The organism is bacterium, assembly GCA_029210965.1.
Lineage (GTDB): Bacteria > BMS3Abin14 > BMS3Abin14 > BMS3Abin14 > BMS3Abin14 > JALHUC01.
In genome coordinates, this window is sequence record JARGFZ010000078.1 from 1 (window position 1) to 4,348 (window position 4,348).

The window sequence follows — 4,348 nt, forward strand, 5'->3', positions numbered from 1 at the left end:
GGAGCTCACAGTGGTGAAGAGCCATGAGCTGTTGGAAAGGCAGGGCTTGGTGGTGCCACAGCGGACGCTGCACCGTTACGCCCTCGAGGAGCTGGGTGTGGGCCGGTCGGTCCGGTCGACGACGGTACGGGTTGCTGATGGTGAGCCCGGCGATGAGCTGCAGGTCGACTTCGGCAAGCTGGGTCGGATCCCCGACCCGGACACCGATCGGATGCGGGACCTGTGGGCACTGGTGTTTACACCGGTCGTATCGAGATTCAGTTTCGTATGGCTGTGTCACCGACAGACCATCGACGACGTGATCGCCGGATTCGAAGCGGCTTGGGCGTTCTTCGGCGGAGTGTTCGCCACGGTGATACCCGACAATCTCAAGGCCATCGTTGATGTGGCGAATCCGGTGGAACCCAGGTTGAACCAGGCGTTTGTCGAATACGCCCAGGCTCGCGGGTTCAAAATCGACCCGGCCCGGGTCCGGTCTCCCCAAGACAAGCCGAGGGTGGAGAGGACGGTGCCATTCGTACGCAACTCGTTCTTCGCCGGCGAGATCTTCATCGACCTGGCCGACGCGCAACGGCGTGTCGAAGTGTGGTGTCGGGAACGGGCCGGGATGCGGATCCACGGCACCATCCAGGCCCGCCCCGCCGAAGTGTTCCGCATCGAAGAACAGCCAGTGTTAGCTCCGGCTCCGAAGGCTCGGTATGACCTGCCGGTCTATGCCACGGCGAAGGTGCATCGGGATCATCACATCGAGGTGGCCAAAGCGTTGTATTCGGTTCCGGGGAATCTGATCGGCACCCGGGTCGACGTCCGCGCCGACGCCCAGCTGGTCAAAGTGTTCTCCCGTGGTCAGTTGGTCAAGGTCCACCCCCGTCAGAAGCCGGGCCACAGGTCGACCGACCCCGAGGATCTGCCGTCGGAGAAGACCGCCTACGCGATGCGGGACCTGGACAAGCTGCAGAGGATGGCCGCATCGTATGGCCTGGCCATCGGCGTCTACGCAACCGCCCTGTTGGACATCCCTCTGCCCTGGACGAAGATGCGTCAGGTTTACGCCCTCCTGGGATTGGTCAAAAAGTGGGGTGCGGAACGTGTCGACGCCGCCTGTCAAAGGGCTCTCGACGCCGAGGCGGTCAACGTTCCACTCATCGGACGGATGCTCGAACGAGGCACCGAAACCGGCGCCGAGACCGAAGACCGCGGAACCCAGCTGCCCACCAATGTCGTCGCTCCACGGTTCGTCCGAGACGACAGCCACTTCGCCGTCCGCACCGGCACCACCAGCGAGGAGGTGAACTGATGGCCACTCCGATGGTGACACCGGAACTGAAGGCGCTGCTGCGGCCCTCTGCGTTACAGCTTCTAGCTCGCTCTTAACCAAGGAGAATCTTATGAAACCCATCGCCGAACTCAAAGACTTCGTCATCAACCCCACCCAGAGCATCACCCCGGATGTGAAGGTCGGGGAAGGGGTGAGGATTTTCAACTTCGTCAACCTTTACGGGTGCTCCATCGGGGATAACTCCAAGGTGGGCACCTTCGTGGAGATCCAGAAGAATGCCTTTATCGGCGCCAACTGCAAGATCTCCAGCCACTCCTTCATCTGCGAGGGGGTGACCATCGAGGACGACGTCTTTGTAGGGCACAACGTCACCTTCATCAACGACCGTTTCCCCCGATCCACCAGCGAGGAGGGGACCCTCCAGACGGAAGCCGACTGGCACTGCGAGATGACCCTGGTGAAGAAAGGGGCTTCCATCGGTTCTTCAGTGACTTTGCTGTGCGGTGTCACCGTTGGCGAGAACGCCATCATCGGTGCGGGAAGCGTTGTGACGAAGGATGTTCCGGCCAATACCATCGTGGCGGGCAACCCGGCGAGGGTGATGAGGGAAATAGATTCATAGTCATTGCGAGGCCCGGCGTTTTCCATGGCCGCGGCAATCCCATCGTTCGTCATTCCGGAAGGGGCGAAGCCGCTGTCCGGAATCCAGTCGCACTTGCTTGCCACGTCATAGTTGAAAGCGTTGACGGGCTTGCCCCGGCGTAGCCTCTTGTCCACCATAGCTTCAGCGAAGGTGGATGGCGAAGACGGGTCATTCCGGAAGGGGCGAAGCCGCTGTCCGGAATCCAGTCGCACTTGCTTGCCACGTCATAGTTGAAAGCGTTGACGGGCTTGCCCCGGCGTAGCCTCTTGTCCACCATAGCTTCAGCGAAGGTGGATGGCGAAGACGGGTCATCGCGAGCCCTAAAATAGTCCCGTTTCCTTGCTCTTCCTCCCCTTGCCAGTAGTCCATTTCCTTACTCTCCCTCTCCCCTGGAGGGAGAGGGTCGGGGTGAGGGGGAAAAGGTTTACCGAGGGGGGAGGATTGAGGTGGGGGTGACTGGAATTTACCCATGTGACCTGTCGCGGCGAAGTTGTGCCGCAGGCATAACGAAGACGGAAGCGATCCCGAAGTTCAAAAGCCTTAACGCGGAGTTACGCAGAGTGCGGCTCGCTGGTAGGCCGCATGGGCCGCGGGGTTCCGCAGAGAAGATCTAAAGCAAATTTACCACAGCAGGGACACTCCCAGTCCCTACCACAGGGTTTCACAGGGTAAGTCGCCCCCCCTCACCAAAGCTATTGAGACATTTCAGTTTGTGATGAAAACTTGCTTTCATCTCCACCTGAAATGGCTCAATCAGCTGATTTCAGAGAAAACCTTCTCCCTGCGAGAGAAGTTGCGATACTTTGCGTCCTTTGCGGTAATTAGCTTTAGTTTCCCCCCCGTTAAACCCTGTGATGCGGTCCGGGAATGACCGCGCTGTGGTCAGCCAGCTTTAATGTTTGGTTTGTCTGCGGCCCTCAGCGATAGCACCTGAAAAAGGTGTCCCCTGCGGCTCTCTGCGTTACAGCTTCTAGCTTTGCTTTGGGCCTTGGGCTTTGGACCTTAATTTGTTGTCTTTGGGCTTTAGTTCTTATTTGCATCGTTAAGTCTTAATCAATCGATCTCTCTTGAGGAGGGGGGTCCCCGGAAAATCGCCACCCTATTTTCCGGTCAGCTCTGAATTTTACGGCAATGCGAAAATTCAGAGAAAGGAGCTGTCTACAATGAAAGTCAACTTCCTGGATCTTAAAGTTCAGTACGAAGCTATTAAGGACGAGATCGCAGTCGCCCTGCAGGCGGTCCTCGACAAGACAGCCTTTGCGGGCGGACCTTTCGTGGCCAAGTTCGAGGAGGAGTTCGCGGCCTACTGTCAGACTGAGCACGCGGTGGGCGTGGGCAGCGGAACCGAAGCCCTCTGGCTCGCCCTGCTGGCCGCCGGTGTGGGCCCCGGTGATGAAGTGATCACGGTTCCCAACACCTTTATCGCCACCGCCGAGGCCATCTCCTTTGCCGGGGCGACGCCGGTGTTCGTGGATATCGATGAGGATACGCACAACATGGATCCAAATCTTCTGGAAGCGGCCATCACTTCAAAGACCAAGGCGGTCATCCCGGTCCACCTGTTCGGCCAGCCCGCCGATATGGATCCGATCCGCATTATAACCAAAAAGTATGGTCTGTTCCTTCTGGAAGACTCCTGCCAGGCCCATGGGGCAGAGTACAAGGGCAAGCGGACCGGCTCCCTGGGAGACGCCGGGGCCTTTTCCTTCTATCCCGGCAAGAATCTCGGCGCCTACGGAGAAGCCGGCGCGGTGACCACCAACGATGCAGACCTTGCCGCCAAAATGAAAATGATCCGGGACCACGGACAGGCGGCCAAGTACTATCACGATGTGATCGGCTGGAACGGACGCATGGACGGATTCCAGGGAGCGGTTCTTTCGGTGAAGCTCAAGTATCTGGACCGGTGGAACGATGCCAGGCGCCGGAACGCGGACCTTTACAGGCAGCACCTGGCTGGTATCGAAGGTATTATTCTTCCTGAAGAGGCTGATTTCGCGCGGCACGTCTACCATATTTTTGCTATTCGGGTCCAGGGTATGGATCGGGATGCTTTCATGAAGGCTTTAGGCGAGAAGGAGATCTTCAGCGGTATCCACTATCCAGTGCCGGTGCATCTTCAGAAGGCCTATGCTGGTATAAACCTGGGGCCGGGCTCTTTCCCGGTGGCGGAAAAATGTGCTTTCGAATACGTATCTTTGCCCATGTTTCCGGAGTTAAAGGAAGAAGAAATAAGGTTCGTTTCTGAAGTTATATCTTCCATGTAAGGCAGAACTGACCTCTGCACCAGCGATTGAAATGTCCGAATTCAAAATTATAAATCCTCTCGAAGATCCGGCTTGGGACAGCATGATTTCTGTCTTTCCGGAATCTGGACCCTTTCATTCTTCAGGCTGGGCCAGAACCCTTGCCGAAGCTTACGGGTA

3 protein-coding genes are annotated in these 4,348 nt (G+C 57.8%); all 3 read left to right on the plus strand.

Annotated features, from left to right (window positions below; all coding sequences use genetic code 11):
• Window positions 1-1,297, plus strand: a 1,297-nt coding sequence (locus P1S59_14210) for a DDE-type integrase/transposase/recombinase (GenBank protein ID MDF1527383.1), incomplete at its 5' end; no start/stop codon positions are given.
• Window positions 1,298-1,388: 91 nt separating this feature from the next.
• On the plus strand, window positions 1,389-1,901 hold the full coding sequence (locus tag P1S59_14215) for an acyltransferase (protein ID MDF1527384.1): 513 nt from the start codon (window positions 1,389-1,391) through the stop codon (window positions 1,899-1,901).
• A 1,184-nt stretch (window positions 1,902-3,085) separates the two neighbouring features.
• On the plus strand, window positions 3,086-4,189 hold the full coding sequence (locus tag P1S59_14220; protein ID MDF1527385.1) for a DegT/DnrJ/EryC1/StrS family aminotransferase: 1,104 nt from the start codon (window positions 3,086-3,088) through the stop codon (window positions 4,187-4,189).
• Window positions 4,190-4,348: the final 159 nt, after the last annotated feature.